Here is a 24,165-nt window from a genome sequence, read left to right on the forward strand (position 1 = left end):
AAGAGCAAGAAGATTCCTAGCAAAGGTTTTACGTCGAAGAACTCGATTTCAAAGAGCTGTACGTTCAGTGAAAAGCTTGATGAGCATCTAAGACACAGTTTCGCCAGGAAATGCTTTAGAAAGTTCGAGAAGCTCCAAATTTGGGGCTTCTCCGTTTACTAGAAGCATCCCCTGACTTTCTACTCCCATCAATTTGACGGGTTTTAAATTCACAACAAATGTCGCTTTTTTTCCAACTAGCACTGAGGGATCGGGAAATCCTTTTGCAATCCCAGACACAATCGTCCGTTTTTCTATTCCAAAATCAACTTCTAGCTTGAGTAGTTTTTTACTTTTGGGCACAGGTTCCGCACTTAAAATCAGCCCCACACGCAGATCTAACTGCTGAAACTGCTCAAAGTCGACCGGCTGTTTAAAGGGAGGGACCTCTTTCTGAGGTTTAGGAGCAGAAAGCTCTGCTCGTTTTTTCAAAGCTTCGATTTCTGCAGCAATCACATCCTCCTCCACTTTTTGAAAGAGAACTTCAGGTGTTTTTAAGGTATGAGTTTTGGGAAGTCCCTTCTCGAGAACATCTTCCCACAGATAGGTTGAAAGCGGCTGCTCATAACCGAGAAGTTCCCAAAGCTTTTCAGCTGTTTCAGGGATGATGGGAGCTGAAACGAGAGCAAGGGCATTTAAGACTCGCAAACAACAAGCAAGTGTAGTTCCTAGTTCTTCTCTAAGGTTTGGATCTTTTGCTGCTTTCCAAGGTTTTTTCGCATCAAAATAGGTATTACCAAGCGTTGCCAATTCCATGATCAGCTGAGAGGCTTTGCGCAATTGGAAGTGGGAGTAAGCTTGATGAATTGCCTTGGTCTTCTCCTCAATTTCTTCTAAGAACTTTTCATCTTCATAGGCCATTTTGCCAAAAGGAGGAATCTCTCCTTCGTAGTGTTTCAAAGTGAAGACAAGGACTCGATTGACGAGATTGCCATATTTTCCAAGAAGCTCTGCATTGCAACGCATTTGAAAGTCTTTCCAAGAGAATTCACTATCTTGTGACTCAGGAGCATTGGCTGCAATCGCGTAGCGAATTTGATCGGGAGTGAATTTTTTGAAAAAGTCCTCAAGATCGATATACCAACCTGCCGATTTACTAAACTGCTTTCCTTCGAGGTTGTAGAACTCGTTAGCAGGCAATTCATCCACAAGCTTGTAAGAAGTGTTTTGTCCCATGACCATCGCTGGAAAGAAAATCGCATGGAAGGGGATATTATCTTTCCCGACAAATTGCACATAACGTGTTTCAGGATCAAGCCAATAGTTTTCCCAAGCTTTTGGATCTTTTTTTACCTTTTGAGCCCATTCCATGGTAGCTGAAATGTAACCGATGGGGGCATCAAACCAAACATAAAAGACTTTCCCTTCTGCATCATCGAGAGGAACCGGAATCCCCCAGTCTGAATCTCTTGTGATAGCGCGTGGCTTTAAGTCATCTATATAGTTTTGCGCAAAATTCACCACATTTGATTTCCAGTGCTTTTTTTGGATCCACTCTGTGAGCTTATCTTTGAAGAGATCAAAGCGTAAAAACCAATGCTTCGTTGGCTTTAATACAAGCTCCGCACCAGTGAGTTTAGAGCGTGGGTTTTTGAGATCTGTTGCTTCATAACTGGCACCGCACGCAGGACACTCATCACCTCTTGCATTTTCAGAGTGACATTTGGGGCAAGCACCGATCACATACCGATCTGCTAAAAATCGGTTGTCTGCAGGCGAATATAGCTGCTCTGTGACTTTAGGCTCGATATACCCATTTTCTAAAAGGTCTAGAAAAAACTGTTGGGTTGGATGCACATGTCCATCCCAAGTGGTTCGTGAATAGTGATCGAAAGAGATCCGAAGCTGTTCAAAAAAATTAGCAATCACATGGTGGAAAATGTCGACATGCTCTTGGGGGCTGCGCCCTGCCATCTCGGCATTCAAAGTGATAGGAACTCCGTGCTCATCAGAGCCACAAATATAGAGAACATCATGGCCTAAGAGGCGCTGAAAACGGGCATAACAATCCGCGGGCAAGTACGCCCCAGCAATGTGTCCAAAATGGAGTGGACCATTTGCATACGGAAGTGCCGCCGTGATCAGGACCTTTTTACTCATGCGTGGCGATCTCTTCTTGCTCGACTGGCTTTTGCACTTTTGGTGGGTGTTTGCGAATTTCATGTAAAAGCTCTGTCACATTGAGCTCTTCATTCCCCGCATGAATTTGATCCTGTGCCAAGTGAATGGCATAGTTCGTCATTTCAAAGTTATCTTCGAAAATTTCTTTAAAGGCTTCTTTTGTGAGTGCGTCGTTTGACATAATCTCCTCGATTTACTGCCGAATTCGATGTTCTTCGGCAATGACAATACTTTTTAAAACTTGGTAAGCCGTATTTAAATCATCATTCACGATCCTGTAATCGTAATGGACGGCTTGATCCATTTCATATTGCGCCCATGCTAGACGCTTTTGAATGACTTCTTCTGACTCTGTTTGGCGTTTTTCAAGCCGCTCCCTGAGAGTCTCTACTGAAGGAGGGGCCACAAAAATAAAAAGCGCCTTGAGCTTACCCTTAATGGCCAAAGCTCCTTGGGTGTCAATCACCAAAATGACATGCTTCCCAGTTGATCTTTGCTGATCAACTGTTTCCTTAAGCGTTCCATAATGATGGTCAAACACTTGAGCATGTTCTAAAAACTCTCCCCGATCAATCCTCTTTTGAAAAGCGGATTCGGTGAGAAAAACATAATCTTTTCCATCAACCTCTCCCTGCCTTGGAGGGCGGGTTGTGCAGGAAATACTTTGGGTAAAAACCTCAGGGAATTCATCGATTAGCATTCGAACTAAGGTTGTCTTCCCCGTCCCTGCAGGAGCGCTAACAACGATCGCAAACCCCTTATTGACATTTCCTATTAGAGGGCGCATCCTATCACTCGATATTTTGAATTTGTTCCCGAATCTTTTCCTGCTCAGTCTTCATTTCTAAAATCGCTTGTGTGATCTCAATATCTTGTGATTTCGCTGCTGTCGTATTCACTTCTCGGTTCATTTCCTGAATCAAAAAGTCGAGTTCCCGTCCAACACGTCGCTTTTTCGAACTCATGAGATCGCGGAATTGCTGCACATGAGAGCGCAACCGTGTCATTTCTTCTGTCACATCGACTTTTTCTGCTAAGAGGATGAGCTCGCGCATCATGCGTTCGTCATCTTCACTTTTAAGCACATCTAATTCTTCCAGCCGTTTTTCAAGTTTCTCTCGAAACATTTCAGGTGCGGCTTTCACCCGCTCTGCAATTTTATCAAGCTGCTCTTCAATTTCATCTAAGCGAGGCCCTACATCTTCAAGCAAGGTCGCTCCTTCTCGTTCACGCATCGCGATGAATTTTGAAAGGGCTTTTTTAAACCCTTCTAGCAGCTGCTCTTGCAAGTTTTCATCCACTTCTAAATCAGGTGGTCCACTTGAGGAAAACCCATAACTGAGCAAGTCTGAAAAAGAAATGGCTTCTTTGGGGTTGTATCCCAATTCCTTCGCATACGTTTGACATTGCTCTTGAATGGATTTCATCATGTCCAAATCTGGCAGAGTCAATCTACCTGTCGGATGAATCTCTTCCCGAGTCACCCTGACGGTGATAAACCCTCGCTTGACCTCCTTCGACAACTCTTTGCGAAAATCCATATCAAACAGCAAGAGTTCTTTCGGTAAATTGACTGTGATATCAAGACTTTTTCGGTTCACAGAATGGATTTCTATGAGGAATGAGCCCGATTCAGTTGTCACGTGAGCTCTTCCATAAGCTGTCATACTTCGAAACATGCACATCCTGGTAGTAGTTTGAAGAGATTTATACCCGAAAAATGGCTCGAAGTCAAGCAAGTGACTTTGTTAATACTTTTTATTTTACGCCTTATCAAGCTGGGTGAGTTTGATAGAGACCAAATCAAGGTTTTGTGAGAGAGAGCACCCATTCGTCTGAGCCTGCGTAAACACCTCTGATAACGGATCAAATCCAAAATGATCAAAAGCATAAAGGATAATATTGACAAAACCCTCTCTCACCTCATATTCCTTTTCCTCATCAAAGATCCACGACTGAGCAACTTCCTTGGCCCAGCTACTATCAATATAAGCTTTTCTCTTTTTCGCTTCTCGCAGAATGATTCCAGCCGTGAAATCCATAGCCAGCTCTCTAAACTCTTGATTTCCTTTTTCCCCGTAACTCAGCAGATCTTTGACATAAGATTTTACTGTCTGCTTGTACTCTTCAATCATCCTATTTTGCATTTCTAAAGGGGCAACTGACGTCCTTGAAATTCCGGCATGACGATCGGAGTAACCCGAATGAAGATTCAAATGTGGAAGCTCTCGTGCATACCAATCCAGAGTGTGGACTTGTTGACCATCACCCGCTCCATAAGCCTTGATGATCACTTTTTGAAAGCATTCACGTTTAAAAAGCGCAAGTTTCACAGCAAGTCGACTCTTCAAAAACACCTCTTGGTCATTCATACGCATCCCACTGCAATCCGGACAATCGCAAAACTCGTTTCTTTTTCCTTCAAAACTTTCTAAACCCGAACTCCAAGCATTTTTACAGTCGTCCATCGCTCGAAAAAGCTGTTTTAAAAGTATTCCTACAGTTGCTTTTGTTTCCTGGTCAAGAGGAGGATTCTTATCTGCCATGATTTTTAGTGCATAGATCAGATGCTTGAACTCGTAATGCATCTTCTGACGTTCTATTTCGGCTTCCTCTGGATCATCCGCAAAAAATCTTAGGTTTGCCGTATTCGTTAAGATTCTCAAAGCATAGTCCGAAGGAAGCTCTCTAATCCCAAAATCTCGGGCTAAGTTTCGAAACTCTGAATAAAGGTTTTGAATGCTCTCAATCATCGGAAAGCGGTTTTGGCCAAAAGGCACAAGATCAAAAAGGGTTTGCTCTATGAGAGTCATTTCATCCCAGGCTTTTGTTGGAGTCTGTAGAAGAGAAAAGAAGGCCTGATGAAAAGGTGAGATTTTAGTTGGACAAAGGACGAACTCTTTCCCCTGTTTGGGGACCTCGCTTAAACGATCCTCAGGCACGTGACGTACAAGCCAAGGACAAAGAAGAAGTCGCGTCTGCTCCAGCGATAAATCTGCTACGCCCTTATGAAGCTTTTTCATCCACTTCATCTGCTCATTGGACAATAGTGGGTAAATCTTAGGATGAATAAAAAAGAGTTTGTCTTTAGGAATGGCCTGCACAAGATCTGCACGCTCGACAAAAACAATTTTCGCATCTGGTAGATGAGAAATCATCGAAGGATGCAAATAGTTCACCCGCTCTGCAGGTATTTCAGCTAAATAACCTAAATTCCGCTGCTCTTCAGCTTCCACATCCATCAAAGAGCGATTTGAATAATGCCTCATTCCAAATGAATTTCCTAAAATTGAAGACAGTCCATCTCGAAGCGATGCAAACCGTCTGCCATCTCGAACCTCTTCGATATTGCACCTTTTAAAAGCCGCATTATATGACTCTTGAGCTTCTGTATCTAATTGCTCCCATAGAAATCGATTCTCCCGAAACTGCTTTGCAACAGCAGATAAAATGGGCTCGGATGCAAGTGTCAGCTCAACTGGGGTAAGAGTAGGGAAACTACAACTGAAATTGCGCTCGATAAGATATTCCCTGAGTTGCAATCTCTCATCAAAAGGAAGCTTTTCATCTCTTCCTTCCTTCACATACAGGAAATAGTAGTAGGCCTTTGTGTGAAGATGGATCCCGGTAGTTGGTGGTGGAAGTTCAACGTCAAACACATATTTTTCATTTGGAGGAATCAAGTTATACTCAAAAAAACGCTTTGCAAAAGCGCTATATTGTTCAGATGTCAGCTTAGTTTTCCAATCTGCAATGAGAATCTTATGAAACCATTTGATTTGCGCTTTAGAAAGGGATGGAATATCCGATGCCTTAGGAATCGGGACCTGAGGCAAAGATTCCTTCTCGACTAAATACTCTGGAGGCTTCACGTGATGGTGAAAAAAGACCGTTGCCTCTTCTGCAGAAAGTCGGTAGTTACGATAATATTCCTTCGCAATGAACTTAAGCTCTTTTTTGGTAAAGTCATCTTCCTCTTTTAAAGGAGAAGTCAAAGGTAACAGTGGCAAATCTTCGTCAGTTAGAATTAAGTTAAACGCAACTTGCAACGAAAGCGCGAAAGCCTCCCACTTGTCAGGATAAAGAGAGTAATGCACACGAACCGCTTCTAACTGTTCTTTAGAAAGTTCCTTGAATTGTTCTCGCGAAGTATAGGTAGGGAAGGTGTAGTATTCATAGCGCCGCGTTAAATGAGTTTGTAGAACTGCAAAATTGGACTTGAGTTGTGCCCACCGAGCATTTGCTGCCGAAGTGGCATACTCTAATAACGGCGCACCAAAATGCCCAAATGCAATTAACAACCCTATTTTGGCAACTGTATCAGCGATATATTGCCCAGCTTTTCCGGCGGCAAAAATGACCGCCCCGCCAACTCTCACTGCAAGATCCAAAGGAACTGAACGCATTGTAAGAAGGTGATAACCAATGCTCGAAAAGAAAAGCCCCGCTATAACAACTGTCTGAACAATTATCAACTTCATCCTGACATAATCGCTACCCGGTTCAATAAGTCTCGCGCTCAGATACATCGAACCAATTTGAGTAGTTGTATAAACCGCTGCGGTTCCAAGAAAATAACCGTCAGAATTCCCTGTGAGAAGTGAAACTCCTCTTTGAAATCCATAGGAAACAGCTAAACTTATACTGCCGAAACCAGCCGTGCCTAACACAATTTCCATGTTTTTTCCCTATAATCCTCTGAAACCTATAGTATCATAGACTGTAAGGGACTAAAAAACAAGTTACTTATCAGTAGTACTTAAGCAAAAATCGATTTGATAGGCTCAAAAGATTTCCTATGAATGGGGCAAGGCCCATGATCTTGGATAGCTTGAAGATGAGACCGCGTCGCATACCCCTTGTGCTTGTCAAAGCCATATTGAGGCCATTCCAGATGAAACTGGAGCATCATTTGATCGCGGGTATGTTTAGCCAAAATCGATGCTGCAGCAATACTTTGCGAAAGGGAATCCCCCTTAACCACAGCCTTTGAGGCTATCTCTATCGGAGGATATTGATTCCCATCGATCAACAAGAAATCAGGCTCTATAGCTAAATTTTTAACTGCTATGGCCATTGCCTCTAATGAAGCTTGTAAGATGTTGATGATGTCGATTTGAGTATGTTCGACAATCCCAATTGCAAAATCTATTTCAGGATGGGTGACAAGAGTTTGGTAGATTTCCTCGCGCTCTTTGGGAGTGAGTTTTTTACTGTCATCAACGCCTTCTAAAACAAGATCTCTAGTAAAAACACAGGCTGCTGCAACAACTGGCCCAGCTAGAGGACCACGTCCTGCTTCATCCACACCAGCAACGATCTGGTACCCTTCCTGATAAGCCATTTGTTCGAGTTGTGTAAGTGCGTGTTTCTTCTTCACTGGAGTGTCAAATGTTTAAAACACTTAACACTAGGGTGTGTCACTAATAAAAACAAGTTGAAAAGCTATTGTTATAAAAAAGTTCAAGAAGTCTGATGCTGGCAACCTTTAGGACTGTCGAAGTAGGACAACACCGAAGCTTTCTATGGGACTCGATCAAGGGTTAACTAACTTGCGAGGACTCAATACTAGTCAATGAGAAAAAAAAACCTGCGAAGGAACTCGCAGGTTTTAAGACTTTATTCTTTTGATTCTTCTGAAGGTGTTTCTTCCGCTTTAGCTTCTGGAGCTGGCTTTGCCTCTTTTTTAGGCTTAGCAGCTTTCTTTTCCTCAGCTTTAGGAGCCTTTTCTTTAGCCTCAGCAGGTTTTTCTTCTTTAACTGAAGCTGCAGGCGCTTCTGCTTCGACCACAATCTTTTTCTTTTTCGCACCGATCTTTTCTTTAACTTTTGCTTTCTTACCAGACACGCCACGGAGGTAATAAAGTTTCGCTTGGCGCACTTTTCCCTTGCGAGTCACTTCAATCTTTGCAATCCGTGGACTATGAAGAATGAAGACACGCTCCATATTTGTTCCATATGCGATTCGGTAAACAGAAAATGTTTCAGAGAAGCCCGAACCTTTGCGCGCAATCACAGTTCCTGTAAAAACCTGAATACGTTCTTTTTCTCCCTCGATAATGCGAATGTGAACTTTTACAGTATCTCCAACACAAAACTCTGGGATATCCGTTTTCAATTGGCTGCTTTCAATCTCTTCGATCAGAGCACCTTGACTCATGGCTGTTTCTCCTTTTCAATTAACTCTTCTATCAGGTCAGGACGGACACGCTTGGTCTTTTTGTAAGCGATATCTTTTCTCCATCTCTCAATTTCTGCATGATGGCCCTGACGTAAAACAAGCGGCACTTCTAATTCTTCAAAAATTGGTGGCCTCGTATAAACAGGTGCATCAAAAAGGCCATTTTCAAATGAGTCCTGCCGAGCTGCTTCTTCGTTGCCTATCACTCCTGGAATAAATCGAGAGACGGCGTCTACTAAAACAATCGCAGCGGGAGCTCCGCTTGTCACAACAAAATCTCCGATACTGATCTCTTCGTCGACTTCGAGGTCAATCGCTCGTTGGTCAACCCCCTCATAGTGCCCACAAAGCAGGATGAGGTGCTCTTCCGAAGCAAGGCTTTCGCACTTTCTTGCCGTGAGCGGCTCTCCCTGGGGCGAGAGGTAGATCACTCGGGATCTTTTTTTTCTAACACTGCGTATGGCCTTTGTCACCGGATTAGGCATGAGAACCATTCCGGGCCCGCCGCCATACGGGCGGTCATCAACTTGTTGATGTCTTCCCTCTGCAAATGCGCGGATATCGACTAAATCGATCTCGATCAGTCCATTTTCCCTCGCCCGTTTAATCATGCTGACGTCAAAAGGGCCTTTGAAATAGTCAGGGAAAAGAGACAAAATATCGAAGCGCATGCAGGAAAGTTACTTTTTCTTTTTTCTCTTCGCGACTTCTTTTTGCTTCTTCGCAATTTGCTTTTCTCTAAGAGCTTTGATCACTCCTGGAGCTGCACGAGCCACTAACTTTTCAGCTTTTTCAGTCAACTCTGCACCACGATCTAGCCAGTACTGAATGCGATCTTCAACTACACTGACATCGTCATTTCCGTGATTGTGGGGATTGTAATGACCCACTCCTTCGAGATACTTTCCATCACGTGGAGAGCGGCTATCTGTCACTACTAAACGGTACATCAATCGATTGGTGCGTCCCATTTGTCGCAAGCGAATCTTTAGAGCCATTGGCTTTTTCTCCTAAAATACAATTCAGAGAAACAATCATAACTGAAATGGAAAAAAATGGGTATTAAAAAATTCGCTAACGCAGTTTAGATAGATTTTTCTTTAAACCCAACAGATATCCTAGGGATACCCAGAAGGCTATGAGGTATCTTTCGCTCCCTCTTGAGAGAGTCATTTCTATTCATAGGCATATATTCACTGATTTAAACTTGATTAAAATTGACTAATTGAAGAAAGCTTTTCCCGAATGTGCTCAGAATACAGAGCTTCTTTTCAGTTTTTTAATGGAGGAAAAATGACATCTTTAACTCAAGATTGTAAGGAACCGATTAGTAAACCAACAGTTCAAATAGAACAAAAGCCTCAACAAGTAAAGAATTCCTGGTCAAACTTTTCCTACTCATTGACATTTAAGGTTTGTAGTTGCGCTTTTGGAATAATTTTCAACCTGGCTAGTCGTTCTTGGACGGCCAGGCAATGGTGGCTCTCTGCGTGTCCTGACATGCTAAAGCTTCTTGACTTTACCCCAGAGCAAAGGAATGCGTTAGTTCCAATCGCACTTCAGTTTCTTTTTCTCCCTACTAGGATCCTGTATGAAATCTCTAGCTTCCTAACCATAGGATTTGTAAACGCATGCAGCTCAATTCCCAACCAAGATATTGCCCACCGTATCACGCACGATCTTAGTACTGCCTTTAGCGAGGAGGTTTTCTTTCGATATCTTTTACAAAATGTGGTTTTATCTAATGTAGGTTCCTTAGCAGGAAGAGTCTCGCCTAAAGCAGGAGAGGTGATTAAACACCCGGCGACTAGAATTGCCTTAACCTCTCTCTTTTTTGCAATGGGACATGACCTCTTCTGGATCTGTGATTCCGCCAAGCTTGCGTACTTTATTGCAGGATGTGTTTTTGGAATGGTTTATGAAACCACAGGTTTAATAGGCGCGACGGCTATCCACTGGCATCACGATGCAATACCTCTTGATTATCTCTAGACCTCAAATTGTTATTCAATTAAAGGACCTATTAACCTGATTAATGATTTGAAAATACACCCATAACTATTAGGAGTGTTTAGAGAGATTTTTCTTTAAGGCACCAAGGTCGCCAAGCTGCTTTTTGAAGTTGGGATCCTTCATGAATTTCTTTTTAAAACCGGGCATATTTTTCATCATCTGCTTGATCCGCTTGAAGCTTTTGACCATCCGGTTGACATCGTCAATTGAGGTCCCACTCCCAGCTGCAATCCTACGTCGACGAGGTGGTAACAGCTCATCGAGCCCGAGCCTTTCATCAATAGTCATCGACAAGATGATCGCCTCAATCTTGCCCATTTCTCCATCAGAGACCTGGAGCTCATCCATGTTGGAAAAGCCTGGAATCATTTGAAGCAAACTCTTAAATGAGCCCATTTTCTTGACAGAGCGCATTTGCTTTAAAAAGTCGTCATAAGTGAAGGTCGCCTTGCGTAGCTTTTTTTCGAGCTTTTTTGACTCTTTCTCATCGAAATGCTCTTCGGCCTTCTTGACAAGATTGATGACATCTCCCATTCCCAAAATCCGATCGGCCATCGAATGAGGATTGAACGCTTGAAAATCCGTCATTTTTTCACCAATTCCCTCAAAGAGGAGTGGCTTTCCCGTCACTTCACGAATCGAAATGGCTGCACCTGCCCGAGTGCTTCCATCAAGCATTGTGAGAATTGTGCCTGTAATGGCGACACGCTGATCAAATTGCGCTGCAGTATTGACGGCATCTTGACCTGTTGCAGCATTTGCCACAAAGAGAATTTCATGGGGGTCAGTTGCTGCTTTAAGTTTTTCTAACTCTTTCATGAGCTCTTCATCGAGATGCAAACGACCAGCTGTATCTATGATCACCACATCTAAAGCCTCTTTTTTGGCTTTTTCGATGGCTGCTTTGGCAACTTTTACGGGATTTTTTTGATCTCGGTCTGCATAGACGGGAACTTCAACTTGTCCACCAAGCGTTTCAAGCTGGTCAATTGCTGCGGGACGCTGCAAGTCGCAAGCTACAAGAAGAGGGTTTTTATTTTGCTTTTTCAGCATGAGCGCCAATTTGGCCGACTGCGTCGTCTTTCCAGACCCTTGGAGCCCACAAAGCATGATAATTCCAGGGTGACGATCAATGGCAAGCGCAGCTTCGTCCCCACCCATCAAATTTTTGAGCTCATCGTGAACGATTTTGACAAATTGATCCCCTGCAGAGACCGATTTTAAAACCTCCTCTCCGAGAGCCTTTTCTTTGACCCGCTTGATAAAATTCTTAGCAACACCGTAATTCACGTCGGCATCAAGCAGAGCTAAGCGAACTTCTCGCACTGCATCAGAGATGTTTTCTTCTGTTAACTTCTTATTTGAAGTTAAGTTTGAAAAAACGTTTTGAAACTTTTCGGTCAAATTGCCAAACATAATTATATTTTAAGGGAGTTCGAGGCTAAATTCAAGGAAAAAGAAACGATCATTTCCTGCCCAATCTTTTTCACATCGCCTTTGTTTCCAGTGACTTTGGTGAAAGATCGCCAAAACTTGGCTTCCTTGATCATGACCAACTTCAAGAAAAACCTTTGCGCCAGGCGATAAAAAGGGAGGTAATTCAGTGCATAGCCGCTTATAAAACTCGAGTCCCTTCTCTTTTGCAACATGCGCTTGCCTCGGCTCGAAATGGACTTCTTTTTCCAAGTTTGGATAGTCTTCTTCTGCAACATACGGAGGGTTACAAAAAATAAAATCTGCTTTTTTTCCTTGAAACGGAGCGAGTAAATCTCCTTGCACACAAGTCACTTCAAGTTCATTTTTCGCTGCATTCTTCTTTGCACATTTAAGTGCATCATTGGATATATCTGCTAAAGTGACATGCAGCTGAGGACGATGTTTTTTTGCAGCAATCCCCATACAACCACTTCCACAGCAAAGATCCCATAACACCTTTGGTTCATTTGAAACCTCTTTGAGAGCCATGCTCACAAGGATTTCGGTTTCTTGACGTGGGATTAAAACAGCTGGGGATAATGTGAGAGCACAATCTAAAAACTCTGTAGTTTCTAGAAGATAGCCTAAGGGTTCTCCCTCACTTTTACGTTTAATCAAACTGCGATACCGATCCACTTCTCTTTCTTCAACAGGCGCATCGTAATCTAGAAACAAATCAAGTCGCTTCTTCTTTAAGACAAAGGCTAATAGTTCCTCTGCACAAAGCTTAGGAGCTGTGATTTCTTTTTTTTCGAGAAAGTCGGTTGAAAGTTGAAGCAATTCCCTCACGCTATGCATTTGCAAGCTTCTCTTGATAGTAATGGCCGACAAGAGCTTGGCAAACTTCTTCTAAGTCCCCTTCCATTACTTGATCCAATTTATAAAGTGTGAGGTTGATGCGGTGGTCTGTTAAACGGTTTTGAGAAAAGTTGTAAGTGCGAATACGTTCTGAGCGATCTCCTGACCCTACTTGCGATGAGCGGAGAGAAGCCCGCTCTTGCTGCTCTTTACGCATTTTTTCTTCTGCGAGGCGTGCTGCTAAAACGCGCATGGCCTTTGCTTTATTCTTATGCTGAGACCGTTCTTCTTGACAGTAGACAACAACACCTGTTGGGACGTGAGTGATCCTTACAGCTGAGTCTGTTGTATTGACATGCTGTCCACCGGCTCCAGAAGCACGATACGTGTCGATCTTGAGATCACTTTCATCGATATCGATCGGTTCGTCTTCACCTGGCTCCATCAAAACAGCCACAGTGATTGCTGAAGTATGCACACGCCCCTGCGTTTCAGTCACGGGAACTCGCTGAACACGATGGGTCCCAGCCTCATACTGGAGAAAACGGTGCACGTTTTTACCTGAAAGAGAAAGGATGTATTCTTTATATCCTCCTACTTCAGATTCTGTGCAGGATAAAGTCTCGTATTTCCAGCCCATTTTATCAGCAAAAAGGCGGTACATCCGCAGGCAATCCCCTACGAAAATCGCAGCTTCGTCCCCGCCGGTTCCGGCGCGGAGTTCCATAATGACATTGGCATGATCATTCGGATCTGGAGGAACGAGTAAAGATTCGATGCGAGAACGTGAGTTTTGAACAGCAGCTTCGAGCTTAGCAATGTCGTCTTGCACGACTTGCACGAATTCGGGATCGGTTTCTTCTTTGAGAAGTTCTCGATTATCTTGCAGGTCTTTTGACTGCTTTTCATAATCAGCCCATGCCTCTCTGAGATCGCTCAAATAGGCATGTTCTTGAGAAAGTTCCCTAAATTTCTTTTGATCTTGAGTGACCTCGGGGTCTCCAAGTTTAGCTTCAAGATCAGGAAGACGGCCCAAGAGTTCTTTTACTTTATCTTCCATAGGAAGAATCTATTCTACTTTTTGGGTTCGTCTTTTTTCTTCGCAGCTTTCTTCGGCTTTGATTCTTTCTTTTCTTCTTTTTTCTCTTCTTTTGGTGCCGCAGCCTTTACCGCTTTTTTCTCACGCTTTGGTTTTTCTTCAACCTTACGTGCATAGCGCTTGCGGAATTTGTCGACGCGTCCTTCCGAGTCAACGAACTGCTGGCTTCCAGTAAAGAAAGGGTGAGAAGAAGAGGAAATTGGTACGCGATAAACGGGGTATTCTTTTCCTTCGAACGTTTCAGTTTCTTCTGGTTGCAACGTGCTTCCACAAACAAATTTGTGTCCTGTTGCTGTATCAACAAATAGGATGTCTTGATAAGGAGGATGTCCTTCTTTCTTCATGTTGTCATGTCCTCTAGATTCAGATTATCTCACAAAATTTAACCTTGTTTACAGTTAAAAAACAAGCCCGATTTCATGATTTTAAACATTTTTTCAAAATACCACATGTGAACCATAGAAATTTTTTTGCCCCATTTTATTAACGAATCTCTTATAATCTGCGAAAGCTAAGGAGGCTAGTATGCACCAATCTCAAGGATTTCGAATGGGACCGTCGTTTGCGCCGAAGGTAATCAAGCTGACGATTGCCCTGACGCTCCTGCTCACATTCTTTTCGCTTCTCTCGAACGCCTTGTTCACCCAGGTGTTTGGAATTCCCAGCCCGCAACAACTTCTTAGCCTAAGCACATGGGGCATCCATAAATTTTTTATTTGGCAATTCATCTCGTACCTGTTCATTCAACCTGTTTCATCTGGGATTAGTTTTGGACTGCTTCTCCATGTCTTTTTCGATCTCTATCTCCTTTGGGCCATTGGCTCATCTATCGTTCAGCTCAAAGGGAAAAAGCATTTCCTCTCTCTCTATTTTGGAGGGGGACTTTTTGTCGGCATCATTTGCTACCTCGCCCAGCTCATATTCAACGTCTCTATCCCCTTTGCCGGGGCCACACCAGCGATTTACATTCTTCTTATCAGCTGGAGCTTCTTGTTCCCAACAGCCAGCCTGATGCTCTTTATGATGATTCCTATGAGAGCAAAATGGCTTGTATTTGGCCTCATTGGGATCAACCTGTTCCTCGACTTCTCCAATGGAAACTTCTTTGGATTTCTGATCACAGGCAGCTCGCTCATATTTGGCTACTTATATGCTGTCTTAGTCTGGGAAGCGCTCAGCCCCTTCCCTCGGCTACACCGACTTGATCGGAAATTGATCAATCTAAAACGGAAGTACTTCGGCTTTTCTCGAGCAACAAGCGCCTCTGAAATGGAAGAAGGTAAAATCTATGACTTCAAAACCGGACGCATCATTATGCAAGACGAAGAGTTCATGGATGCCTGCCTAGAAAAGATTGCCCAACATGGGAAAAAATCTCTCTCTTGGCGTGAAAGATGGAGACTTTGGCGTATTTCCAAGAAAAAGCGACAAGCTTAGATAGTGTCGTCAAAAGTTGCTCAATCCTTAATCGACTTCTGGAGAAATTTCATCGTTGCCTTCCTTCGAAAGCCCGATTTGGGCTTCCTGCATCAGCCGCTTCTATATTGCCCCCCTTGTGACGACACTATCTAGTCTTCTCTTACTTTTGCTAGAACGGCCATCTTCGCTGTCTGGATCCCTTTTAAGACTCCCTCTTCGTAGCGAAAGAAGGGATGATTTTCAAGTTCATCATAATCATTTGGTTGCAAAATGTCGTCGGGCGTGACGTTAGGGATGATTTCAGCGGCGTAGTCGAGCAACTTTTTTTCCTGAAAGGCAATGAGCTCATCAAAGAGTTCGACTAGAGGAGAGTTTGTCTTCTTCATGTTTCGTCCTTTGTCTTTTGAAAAAGAGGCGCATAAGGTTTGCTGCGTCTTCTTGATAAAGCCCCCCATCTATTTCAATTTGGTGCGTTGGGTGTTTTTTCTCAAAGAGATCGACCCAACTTCCATGAGCCCCATGTCTGATGTCTGGCGCTCCCCAAACCACTCGAGTGATTCTTGCAAGTAGCATCGCCCCAGCGCACATGGCACACGGCTCGAGTGTTGTATAGAGCGTTGCCCCCAGAAGTCTCCAATCCCCAATAGCTTCGGCAGCCTTGCGGATGCATAAAATTTCTGCATGTGCAGTCGGATCTCCTTTGGTTTCCATTGAATTATGCGCACGAGCAATCACTTGATCTCCAAGCGTCAAAACTGCGCCAACGGGAACTTCTTCCTTTTCAAACGCAAGCTTTGCTTCTTCTAGCGCAAGCCGCATCATCTGCTGGTCAAATGTCGAAAAATCTTTTGCCATATTTTCTATTATGCCATGGGGGCTTATGAACTCCAAATTAAAAGATTCATTTTATGCTCTGATCTAACGAGGTTGCTAAATTTATCCGGGCCTGTTAAAATGGTGCTAACCATATGGCCATTGTCATACTATAATCCCGTTCTAACTTGTCTAAAGGAGTTATTATAAATGTCATTAGATAGACGTGCTAAAGAAGAAATTACTAAACAATTTCAGCTGCACGAGAAAGATACAGGGTCGGCAGACGTTCAAATTGCAATTTTAACTGAACGTATTGCTGAGCTGACAGATCATCTCAAGCTAGCTCCAAAAGACCATGCCTCTAGGCTGGCTCTATTGAAGCTCGTAGGACAGCGGAGAAAACTTCTCGATTATCTCAATTCAACTGATACAAAGCGGTATCAAACATTAATTACCCGCTTAAATCTCCGTAAGTAAAATCTTTACTAGGGCTCCTTCTCTAAAGGAGCCCTAAACTTCTTCCTTGAATCTTTAAATCTAAACCTGATAGAATACCCCTTCAAATTTTTCTTTTTTTTCTCCACTTTTTAGGGTATAAAAAAGATCCAATTCGCTAACTAGGAGTTACAATCTTAATGAACCAACAAAATACCTCCCTCGAATCCCACTCCATCACTGTCTCGATCGGTGGAAGAGATATCGTCTTCGAAACAGGAAAAATTGCCCGCCAAGCTAATGGAGCCGTCATCGTGCGCTCCGGCGAAACCATGTTACTATCAACGGCTTGTACTGGACCGACTCCCCCAGAAGTCGACTTCATCCCCCTACGTGTCGACTACATCGAAAAGTTCTCTTCTGCAGGTAAAACCCTCGGAGGATTTATCAAACGCGAAGGAAAGCCCACTGAAAGAGAAACTCTTGTTTGTCGTTTGATCGACCGCCCGATCCGTCCAATGTTCGAGGAAGGTTACTACACTGAAACTCAATTGATCACTTCAGTTCTCTCCTATGACGGAGTGAACGCTCCTGAACCACTTGCAATCTGCGCGAACTCAGCAGCTCTAGTCCTTTCTGATATTCCTCTCATCAAACCTATCGCTGGGGTGCGTGTTGGAATGATCGAAGACCGCTTTATCATCAACCCAACTGTTCAAGAGCAAGAAGACTCTGTTCTCGACTTGATGCTTGCCGGAACTGAAGATGCGATTTTGATGATCGAAGGATACTGCGACTTCTTGACAGAAGATCAAGTCATGGAAGCTATTGAAGAAGGCCACCAAGCCATTAAATTAATTTGCCAAAAGCTTTCAGATTGGCAAGCCACACACGGCAAGTCCAAAAACCGTGAAGAGCTTCGCCTCCTTCCTACAGGTCTTATGGAAGAAGTTGATGGAATCATGAATGCTCCTCTGCAAGATGCCATTCGGATTTCAGAAAAACAAGTCAGAGAAGATTCTCTTTCTGCGATCAAAGAAACAGTCGTAGAAAAACTGTTGCCAGAAGGTGCTGAAGACGAGCACAAATACGCTCCACACGAAGTTCAGATGGCGATTAAAAAGGTGACTTCACACCACATGCGCCAAATGATCCTTAAAGAAAACAAGCGTTGCGATGGGCGTGGGCCAGAAGATGTCCGCCAAATCTGGATCGACATGGATTATCTTCCTCGCACTCATGGAAGCGCGGTATTTACCCGGGGTGAAACGCAAACGATTGCTGTTTGTACACTCGGCGGAGAAAGCATGGGCCAACGCTACGAAGATCTAAATACCGATGTAATTCGACGCTTTTATCTTCAGTACAGTTTCCCTCCTTTTTCTGTTGGAGAATCAGGTCGCATGGGCCCTCCAGGACGGCGTGAAGTAGGACACGGCAAGCTTGCAGAACGTGCAATGCAATGCTCTGTTCCTGATAAGGATTCTTTCCCCTACACAATCCGTTTGGAGTCAAACATCACTGAGTCCAATGGCTCTTCGTCGATGGCTTCAGTTTGCGGCTGCTGCTTAGCTTTAATGCAAGCTGGTGTACCAATCAAACGCCCTATTGCCGGAATTGCAATGGGACTGATCCTTGAAAAAGACTCCTATGCCATTCTTTCTGATATCCTCGGAGTAGAAGATGCACTTGGCGACATGGACTTCAAAATCACTGGAGATGAAAAAGGGATCACAGCCTTCCAGCTTGATATCAAAGTTGAAGGAATCAACTCTCAAATCATGAAAGCAGCTCTTGCGCAAGCCAAACAGGGACGGATCCACATCCTTCATAAAATGCTTGAAGCTTGTCCAAAGTCAAACGAGCACCTTTCACAGCACGCTCCACGCATCGAAACAGTTCAAGTCAAACCAAGCCAAATCGGAACCATTATTGGCCCCGGCGGAAAGCAAATCCGCGAGATCGTGGAAGAAACTGGTGCTGACATTGACATCGATGATAGTGGTCTTGTTAGCATTGCCTCTTCAACCAAAGAGGGCATGGACCGAGCCAAAGAAATCATCCACAATCTCACAGCTGACGTGGAAATCGGACAGACCTATAAAGGAAAGATCGTCACGATCAAAGACTTTGGCCTCTTTGTCGCCATCTTGAGCAAACAGGGACTTTGCCACATTTCTGAGCTGTCTTACCAACGGATTGAGAACATTCACGATCACTACAAAGAAGGTGAGTCAATTGAAGTCAAAGTTCTCGAGGTCAACAATAATGGGCAAATCCGTTTAAGCCATAAGGCCACTCTTGAAGCTCCTGAAGGTTACGTTGAGCCAAAACGGGACGAACAGCCTAGAAGAGCTCCTCGCCGGGATGGTGGCAACCGGAAACCCCAGCGGAAGCCTGAGATTCTCAAGCCACCGCCAATGCCGGTCAATAATGACTAATTTCAAAGGCCCTTAGGTTTTCCTGAGGGCTTTTTTTTAGACATGTACTAAACTCTTAGAATTCAAAATCAACTTAAGAGGTTAAGTAAGATGACTGAATTTAGACCAACAACTGCTCAACAGCAGCTTCTCGATCGTTATACACCTGTCATGTATAGCATTGTCTACCAAGACATTGGGAGAAGTCATTATGAAGCAATTCAGCTAGTCAATGTGAAGTGCAAGCAACTCTTAGAAGGCCCAAAACCATCAAGAGATATTCTTGTGAGAAGTTATTTCAATCTTACAGATACCGTCAATCTAGGGCTTCAACACCTTGAAGGCATGAGAGCTAAAGAAATCACTTCTTCGATTTTTGATGGCACTCCAATCTCTCTTGAACTATTTGCGACTCATCTAGATCTTGAACGAGAAGATAAAACGGCAACAATTGATAAAAATGTCACAGCATATGAAGAAGCTCTAAAAAAAACTAAGGCTTACCGTCAGCAATTTTGGGATTTAGCTCCCGCAACAGAGCAAGAAATAAAGGATAACAGAAACCTTGTGGCAACACATGTCACGTACCCCAAAGGAATTCGTTCATGTGGAAAAGTCGAGCAAATAGGTCTCGTGTTTTGTGTTTTAGCCCTAGCTTACATGATTCAAAATTTCTCCTTTCGAACGCTTTTCTAATGAAAGTTAAAAACGCTCTCAGAAGATGCTCTGAGAGCATTTTTATGCTTGCGCCATATTCAGATGATAAGCGATAGTAATTTCTCTTTCTTAGAAAAAAGGGCGCAAAATGGCAACTCGAGTAGGGTTTTACTTGGCTCTGAGCTAACTTTTTTGTCAAGCAACCTGAAGTCCGAGGAGAAATTAAGTCAGTGATTGTCAGACGTTTTGGTGTAGATCCCCTCGAAAAGCCTGATGGTGTACATATTCCAATTGGGAAATAGAAAGATTTATGCTAAACTCTAGCATCATCAAAAAAGTTGTTATTTCGAGTTAAAAAAATGAGTGTCCAACTTAGATTTACTGACCCGTTCAATTCTTTGCAGCTCGTAGTCTTAGAATCTAACGAGCACGTCTTAGATGTCACATCCTATTTAGAGTATGACAGTGGTAAAGTCTTTCCAAATCACCTTTCCGCTCTTAATGCTGTGAATCAAAAGGCAAGGACTCTTCTTGATAAATTTGTCGCTGAAGAACGACCTTCTTCTGATACCGTCAAACATAGTTTTCTAAATTTGGTCTTATCCTCCGACAAATGTCATGGCTTCCTAAAAAGAATGGCTGTTTCTGACGTTGACATCTTAAATGGTTCGTTTCAGTCAGTTGAGTTTTATGTAACTGGCCTTAATTCAGAAAGGATTGGACAAGACAGTGGCGAAGTGCCGAGGCAAACCACTACACTTCCCGACAACGTACAGCATTTCAGAAATTTGGTTGCAAAAACGAATCATTATAGAAATGTATTTGAAGACATTCAACGCTTGTCGAGATGGCCAAAATATAGAGATATCATCGTTGAGAGAAAACTCGATGGGACCTATTCCGTCAGTAGACCTTCTAAATACAGGGCAATGGAATTTATCGCGTTTGGAGTCATTGTTCTGATAGGCCTTGCTTACCTCGTGTTCAACATTTCCAATCATTACTTTCCCACTCAGGCATCAGCAGCCAAGCTTCTAGAGGTCAACCCTTCTGAATCTTCGTAATACAATAGAATTGTTTTGTAGTAAGCCTCAGCTACATCAATAACTCTTTGTGGACAGGGAATTCCGTCAATTGTCGTTTGGGACTGGCTAAGCTCCAAAGCTTCATCAAGATTATTCTGAATCAAAGTTTCTCCATAACAAAGCGGACTTTCAATGAGTCTTGTTAAGCACAGGTTGCGGCAAAAAACTCCATCAGCTGAAACCAAGCTGTTTCCAAATCCACAAAGCTCTTTCTTAGCCGACTTCAATGGAGGAACATCGAGATATGTCGTGAAACGCTCGACTAAGTCTTGCGCCATTTGATGTGACAGCTCGAGATCTTGAGTGCAGATGAGGCGGAGAAAGTGATACCGGTCTTCTGCATTCGCTAACTCTCCCTTACAAAATGCTCCGGGAATAAAAACAAGATTGAAGTTTCTTTTGGTCGGTTTGGTTCGACGAGGATCAGGAAGTTCTGAATCGATCGCATTGTAATGAATAAGCAGGGTGAGATCAGGCTGAAAATTGTTGATAAGCTCGGCACGTGCTCGTAAATCTAACCGATTGTAATGCCTGAGAAAGATCGTGGAGAGAGGAACACCTTTTTCCCAGAGTTCTGGATGCTCTTTGAGCCACTCAAAAAAGGGCTGAGGGTAAGCTCCTTCTCCGATCGCTTTACGCGTCATGAGCACTGTTGCCCCTTTGGCCTCTAATTTCTTTTTCAGATGAAGCGCTGTTAAAAAAGCAAGTGTTCCTTCATCAAATTCAAGTGTTTTTCCCTCTGATTCAATAGAAACATACCGCTCTTCAAGGCGGGCAAATTGTCCTCCAAAATGTCCGGGATCAATGGCAATTTTTGCTTTGCTAAGTGGGTGTTTGAATTCAGGAACAACACTTGGAAATTCTTGTCCAAAATAAAGAGCATACTCCACTTTTCCAAGCTTCTTATCTCCGGGAGATGCGTAGATTGCTAAAGCATTGGCAGTGATTTCATAATATTTTTCTATTTCATCAGAGTACTTCAAGTAATGGCGAATTTTTTCAGTCACGTACTCTTTTGATAGCTTCTGCTGGAATCCATCAAAGTTGTGAAAGTTCACTTCCCTACCAAAAGAACAAACCGTAAACAGGAGTAAAAAAGCAACGAATCTCATGGTTATTTTCCTAAAAACACTCCTCTAACATAATACAATACGGGTTTTTCCTTGAACGGAAAAGAGAGATCCTACATGTTGAAAAATAAACAAATTTTTTTATCATGGAGGTTGTCGATGAAATGTATCTCGTTTTTGTCAGCTGCATTTTTATCTACCTTTTTTCTTGGAAATGGGCTTGTAGCCAATGTCCAAGACAAAATAGTTGAAAGCGAATTTCTTTCAGCTTCTTATAGTTCACAACAAACAATCGAGCAAACGCCAACTAGGCCAATGCAGAACGGAGAACATCCTAATGGCCCTCCAGTCCCCACTAACAGAGATATCGTTGACCACAGCGCTCAAGGATGCCTTTCTCAGGGTTTTTCAATCCAAGGAGAATTCATTTGGTGGCGCGCCATCTTAGATAACCTAGAATACGGCCTGAAAGATAGTGCTGTCATCACCGATCCTAACAATTTTCCAAATGACCGTGCTCATAACTTCACTGTTAAAGAGCCGAGCTTTGAATTCGATCCAGGGTTTAAAGTTGCTGCAGGTTACGATTTTGGACGGGACAACTGGGATCTTTTCTTAAGATGGACTTGGCTTCACTCTAACCCTTCAGACAGTGTCAATGCTGGGGACAATAACTTAATCCTTTTAGAAACCCGTGTTGAACCGATCGCTGTCTCACAAAATTTTGGTGGAATCGCTCTGAGCCCTAATGGAAAAGTGAGATGGGATATTCATTTCAACGTCTTAGATTTTGAAATGGGGTACGATTACTTCTTTAGTAAGCGGTTCTCTGTACGCCCGTTCATGGGTTTGAAAACTGCGTGGATCGATATGGACTACCGTGTTGACTACATTGCAGCAACAGTCCTCGAAGGAGGTGCAAATGATATCAGAGACCTAAAAGGGAAAGGTGACAGCGACTATTGGGGCGTTGGGCCTTGCTTTGGAATCGATTCATATCTCCATATCGGTTGGGGCTTTAGCATCTATGGTCTCCTTTCGGGAGCAGCGCTCTACGGGGAATTTGATGCAAAATACGATCAAATCAACATTGAAAACCCACCAAACACAATTGAAGTGGACCTCAAGTTCAAGCACGACAATTTTTACCGCTTACGTAACATGGTTCAAATGGCTCTTGGTGTAGAGTGGGCTTACTGCTTTTCAAAAGAATACCTCCTTGCCTTGCATATTGGTTGGGAAACACAGTACTGGTGGAACCAACTTGAAATGCCCTTCTTCGGCTACTTTCAGCCAGAAGGAGACTTGACTTTTAGTGGTCTCGACGTAGGAGTTCGCTTTGACTTTTAATAATACTTTGAAAGTAATACAAGGAGGTTGCGCATGAAAAAAGCCTTTCAAGCAATGACGCTCGCACTTGCAGCGATTTGCGGAAGCGCTGTTGCAGCGCAAAATGCAACCGATATGGGGCCTCCCCCAAATCGCGATTTAGCAACTCACTCGGCCCATGGATGCCTCTCTGAGGGATTTTCAGTACAAGCTGAATTTCTTTGGTGGCGCGCCCACATTGACGAAGTCGAGTATGCGATTAAAGCAAAAGAACCTCTTCCAATTTTCACTGCCTTCCCTGCCATTATCTCAGGAGAGATTAAGGAACCAAAGTTCAATTATGAACCAGGAGTTCGTGTCGCAGCAGGGTACGACTTTGGTCGAGATAATTGGGATCTGTTCTTTACATGGACTTACCATTACACAAAAGCAAGAGATCGTTTTAATCCAGTTGTCGCTGACCCTGTCACAGCACCTCTTGCTGATAGTATGATCGGTTTTGTTTTGAAATTGGATGTTTTGGATGACAACACACCAAATGCGCCCAATTTCCAAAATCTCGTTGTTTCTGCAGATGGTTCAACCCAGTGGCAAGTCCGGCTAAATACACTCGATATTGAATCAGGATATGACTACTTTTTTAGTCACCGCTTTTCAGTTCGACCTAATTTAGGTCTGAAAGTTGCCTGGATTGATATGCACTATCGGGTGAAATACAACACAATGGCGATTGTACACAATTTCATCACAGACAACTTAGCAACTGGCTCTGGACGTGGAGACAGTGACTACTGGTCAGTTGGACCACGCTTTGGCCTCGATGGATACTTGCACATTGGTTGGGGCTTTAGCCTCTATGGAAAAATCAGCGGAGCTCTCCTCTATGGAGAATTCGATGCAAAGTACCGCACTGTCGTTGATAACTTGACAGATCCTACTCAGGATCAAGACATCACTGTGCGGCAAGATAGCTCTTACCGCTTGAGACCAATGAGTCAACTTGCAATGGGGCTTGAATGGGGCTACTGCTTTTCGCAAGACTATTTTCTTGGCCTTTACATTGGCTGGGAAACACAGTACTGGTGGAATCAGCTTGAAATACCTTTCTTTGCAAGCTTCCAACCAGATGGAGACTTGACATTTAGCGGTTTAGATGTAGGAATACGCTTCGACTTCTAAATGTAACGCCTTTTGTGGTTGCGGACCAA

22 protein-coding genes and 2 pseudogenes are annotated in these 24,165 nt (G+C 43.3%); 8 read left to right on the forward strand and 16 right to left on the reverse strand.

Features of this window, described 5'->3' with window-relative positions; translation table 11 throughout:
- Positions 1-87 precede the first annotated feature (87 nt).
- The 9 genes and pseudogenes from metG to rpsP all read right to left on the reverse strand — a co-directional run bounded on the left by metG (position 88) and on the right by rpsP (position 9,338).
- On the reverse strand, positions 88-2,139 hold the full coding sequence (gene metG / locus ACOOFG_RS08310; RefSeq protein WP_420421013.1) for a methionine--tRNA ligase: 2,052 nt from the start codon (positions 2,137-2,139) through the stop codon (positions 88-90).
- Positions 2,132-2,341 carry a hypothetical protein gene (locus tag ACOOFG_RS08315; protein ID WP_420421014.1) on the reverse strand — a complete coding sequence of 70 codons (210 nt, stop codon included), beginning with the start codon at positions 2,339-2,341 and terminating at the stop codon, positions 2,132-2,134. The genes metG and ACOOFG_RS08315 overlap by 8 nt, the downstream gene beginning before the upstream one ends.
- A 12-nt stretch (positions 2,342-2,353) precedes the next feature.
- Entirely contained in the window at positions 2,354-2,947 is a 594-nt protein-coding gene (gene gmk, locus ACOOFG_RS08320) for a guanylate kinase (protein WP_420421015.1), read from the reverse strand.
- Positions 2,948-2,951: 4 nt separating this feature from the next.
- The gene (locus ACOOFG_RS08325; RefSeq protein WP_420421016.1) at positions 2,952-3,839 is read right to left on the reverse strand and encodes a YicC/YloC family endoribonuclease; all 888 of its coding nucleotides are present in this window, start codon (positions 3,837-3,839) and stop codon (positions 2,952-2,954) included.
- An 84-nt stretch (positions 3,840-3,923) separates the two neighbouring features.
- Positions 3,924-6,839: a hypothetical protein gene (locus ACOOFG_RS08330; protein ID WP_420421017.1), complete on the reverse strand. Its 2,916-nt coding sequence runs from the start codon at positions 6,837-6,839 to the stop codon at positions 3,924-3,926.
- A gap of 80 nt (positions 6,840-6,919) precedes the next feature.
- On the reverse strand, positions 6,920-7,504 hold the full coding sequence (locus ACOOFG_RS08335) for a ribonuclease HII (RefSeq protein WP_420422680.1): 585 nt from the start codon (positions 7,502-7,504) through the stop codon (positions 6,920-6,922).
- A gap of 473 nt (positions 7,505-7,977) precedes the next feature.
- Positions 7,978-8,319 (reverse strand): annotated as a pseudogene (gene rplS / locus ACOOFG_RS08340) (50S ribosomal protein L19); the annotation flags it as partial.
- Entirely contained in the window at positions 8,316-9,011 is a 696-nt protein-coding gene (trmD, locus tag ACOOFG_RS08345; RefSeq protein ID WP_420421018.1) for a tRNA (guanosine(37)-N1)-methyltransferase TrmD, read from the reverse strand. The gene trmD and the pseudogene rplS, both read right to left, overlap by 4 nt.
- Positions 9,012-9,020: 9 nt before the next feature.
- Complete coding sequence (rpsP, locus tag ACOOFG_RS08350; RefSeq protein WP_420421019.1) at positions 9,021-9,338, reverse strand: 30S ribosomal protein S16; 318 nt, start codon at positions 9,336-9,338, stop codon at positions 9,021-9,023.
- A gap of 502 nt (positions 9,339-9,840) precedes the next feature.
- Between rpsP and ACOOFG_RS08355 the strand changes: the two genes are divergently transcribed.
- Positions 9,841-10,332, forward strand: a complete 492-nt coding sequence (locus tag ACOOFG_RS08355) for a type II CAAX prenyl endopeptidase Rce1 family protein (protein ID WP_420421020.1) — start codon at positions 9,841-9,843, stop codon at positions 10,330-10,332.
- Between the two features lie 69 nt (positions 10,333-10,401).
- Here ACOOFG_RS08355 and ffh read toward each other — a convergent pair whose 3' ends face one another.
- Genes ffh through ACOOFG_RS08375 form a run of 4 tightly spaced genes read right to left on the reverse strand, consistent with a single transcriptional unit; the run spans position 10,402 to position 14,070 of the window.
- Positions 10,402-11,769, reverse strand: a complete 1,368-nt coding sequence (ffh, locus tag ACOOFG_RS08360) for a signal recognition particle protein (protein WP_420421021.1) — start codon at positions 11,767-11,769, stop codon at positions 10,402-10,404.
- Positions 11,770-11,778: 9 nt separating this feature from the next.
- Positions 11,779-12,627: a peptide chain release factor N(5)-glutamine methyltransferase gene (gene prmC / locus ACOOFG_RS08365; protein ID WP_420421022.1), complete on the reverse strand. Its 849-nt coding sequence runs from the start codon at positions 12,625-12,627 to the stop codon at positions 11,779-11,781.
- Positions 12,620-13,687: a peptide chain release factor 1 gene (prfA, locus tag ACOOFG_RS08370; RefSeq protein WP_420421023.1), complete on the reverse strand. Its 1,068-nt coding sequence runs from the start codon at positions 13,685-13,687 to the stop codon at positions 12,620-12,622. Before prfA ends, prmC begins: the two co-directional genes overlap by 8 nt.
- Positions 13,688-13,701: 14 nt before the next feature.
- The gene (locus ACOOFG_RS08375) at positions 13,702-14,070 is read right to left on the reverse strand and encodes a type B 50S ribosomal protein L31 (protein ID WP_420421024.1); all 369 of its coding nucleotides are present in this window, start codon (positions 14,068-14,070) and stop codon (positions 13,702-13,704) included.
- Between the two features lie 181 nt (positions 14,071-14,251).
- Here ACOOFG_RS08375 and ACOOFG_RS08380 point away from each other — a divergent pair, with 181 nt between their 5' ends.
- Positions 14,252-15,163, forward strand: a complete 912-nt coding sequence (locus tag ACOOFG_RS08380) for a rhomboid family intramembrane serine protease (protein WP_420421025.1) — start codon at positions 14,252-14,254, stop codon at positions 15,161-15,163.
- A gap of 131 nt (positions 15,164-15,294) precedes the next feature.
- On the opposite strand, the gene ACOOFG_RS08385 is transcribed toward ACOOFG_RS08380, so the two are convergent.
- Positions 15,295-15,531 (reverse strand): hypothetical protein, encoded by a 237-nt coding sequence (locus tag ACOOFG_RS08385; RefSeq protein WP_420421026.1) that lies wholly within the window; start codon positions 15,529-15,531, stop codon positions 15,295-15,297.
- Complete coding sequence (gene tadA / locus ACOOFG_RS08390; protein WP_420421027.1) at positions 15,494-16,000, reverse strand: tRNA adenosine(34) deaminase TadA; 507 nt, start codon at positions 15,998-16,000, stop codon at positions 15,494-15,496. Before tadA ends, ACOOFG_RS08385 begins: the two co-directional genes overlap by 38 nt.
- A 168-nt stretch (positions 16,001-16,168) precedes the next feature.
- Here tadA and rpsO point away from each other — a divergent pair, with 168 nt between their 5' ends.
- From rpsO to ACOOFG_RS08410, 4 genes and pseudogenes are all read left to right on the forward strand, one after another.
- Positions 16,169-16,438 carry a 30S ribosomal protein S15 gene (gene rpsO, locus ACOOFG_RS08395; RefSeq protein WP_013943094.1) on the forward strand — a complete coding sequence of 90 codons (270 nt, stop codon included), beginning with the start codon at positions 16,169-16,171 and terminating at the stop codon, positions 16,436-16,438.
- A gap of 158 nt (positions 16,439-16,596) precedes the next feature.
- A pseudogene (gene pnp, locus ACOOFG_RS08400) lies at positions 16,597-18,702 on the forward strand (polyribonucleotide nucleotidyltransferase); the annotation flags it as partial.
- Positions 18,703-18,927: 225 nt separating this feature from the next.
- Entirely contained in the window at positions 18,928-19,512 is a 585-nt protein-coding gene (locus ACOOFG_RS08405; RefSeq protein ID WP_420421028.1) for a hypothetical protein, read from the forward strand.
- A 320-nt stretch (positions 19,513-19,832) separates the two neighbouring features.
- Complete coding sequence (locus ACOOFG_RS08410) at positions 19,833-20,537, forward strand: hypothetical protein (RefSeq protein WP_420421029.1); 705 nt, start codon at positions 19,833-19,835, stop codon at positions 20,535-20,537.
- Here the strand turns inward: ACOOFG_RS08410 and ACOOFG_RS08415 are convergent.
- Complete coding sequence (locus ACOOFG_RS08415) at positions 20,486-21,670, reverse strand: N-acetylmuramoyl-L-alanine amidase family protein (protein ID WP_420421030.1); 1,185 nt, start codon at positions 21,668-21,670, stop codon at positions 20,486-20,488. The two genes, ACOOFG_RS08410 and ACOOFG_RS08415, sit on opposite strands and share 52 nt — an antisense overlap.
- Positions 21,671-21,787: 117 nt before the next feature.
- Here ACOOFG_RS08415 and ACOOFG_RS08420 point away from each other — a divergent pair, with 117 nt between their 5' ends.
- Together ACOOFG_RS08420 and ACOOFG_RS08425 are read left to right on the forward strand one after the other, a co-directional pair.
- Positions 21,788-22,978: an Lpg1974 family pore-forming outer membrane protein gene (locus tag ACOOFG_RS08420; RefSeq protein WP_420421031.1), complete on the forward strand. Its 1,191-nt coding sequence runs from the start codon at positions 21,788-21,790 to the stop codon at positions 22,976-22,978.
- 33 nt (positions 22,979-23,011) lie between these two features.
- Positions 23,012-24,136 carry an Lpg1974 family pore-forming outer membrane protein gene (locus ACOOFG_RS08425; RefSeq protein ID WP_420421032.1) on the forward strand — a complete coding sequence of 375 codons (1,125 nt, stop codon included), beginning with the start codon at positions 23,012-23,014 and terminating at the stop codon, positions 24,134-24,136.
- Positions 24,137-24,165: the final 29 nt, after the last annotated feature.

The sequence above is a fragment of the Simkania sp. genome (genome assembly GCF_965215465.1).
GTDB lineage: Bacteria > Chlamydiota > Chlamydiia > Chlamydiales > Simkaniaceae > Simkania.